The sequence below is a fragment of the Sinorhizobium sp. P24N7 genome (assembly GCF_042436655.1).
GTDB lineage: Bacteria > Pseudomonadota > Alphaproteobacteria > Rhizobiales > Rhizobiaceae > Sinorhizobium > Sinorhizobium meliloti_A.
In genome coordinates this window covers 1-499 of sequence record NZ_JBHMIW010000109.1, presented here as the reverse complement: position 1 = coordinate 499, position 499 = coordinate 1, and the positions used below count along the sequence as shown (strand labels likewise).

Annotated in this window: 1 protein-coding gene; it reads right to left on the bottom strand. The window is 61.7% G+C overall.

The window, feature by feature from the left end; genetic code table 11:
- On the bottom strand, positions 1 to 447 hold a 447-nt coding region (locus ACFHWW_RS34185), incomplete at its 3' end, for a hypothetical protein (protein ID WP_379943819.1).
- Positions 448 to 499 lie beyond the last annotated feature (52 nt).

The following is a 499-nucleotide window of genomic DNA, read 5'->3' as shown; positions in this document are numbered from 1 at the left end:
ATATTGCCAGATCCGCTCTGTCTGATCGCTGCGGATGTTGGCCTCAATCTCGCTGGAGATGTCGTCAAGCTCGATCGTACGGGCCGGGACATCGGCGAGATCGTGGATCTCGGAGCCATCCTTGATCGCCGTCAGGCGTGCGAGCGCCATCTCGCACCATTTCAAGCGGCGGGAGATCAAGTCTTGGTGGTTGTAATCGACTTTAGCGAGACTCTTGAGACGCCGCTCGCGGCGCTCAATTTCCGTCTGCCAGGTTTCGGCGAAGGAGACCATGTCGTTGCGGATGTCATCGTGGGCATCAATGTCAAAGCGGGACGCCAGCCGAACCGCGGTATCAAATGCTGCTTCCTGGCGGGCGCGCAGCAGTGCGACGTCGGGACCGGGTATGCCGGTCTCCGCGAGCACGTTGCGAAGCGCATCGAAGCGGACGTCGGGCTGATCGAGCACATCGCGGACAGCGGCCGGCAGTAGATCCCGCTCGGCGGTCAGTGCCTCTTCG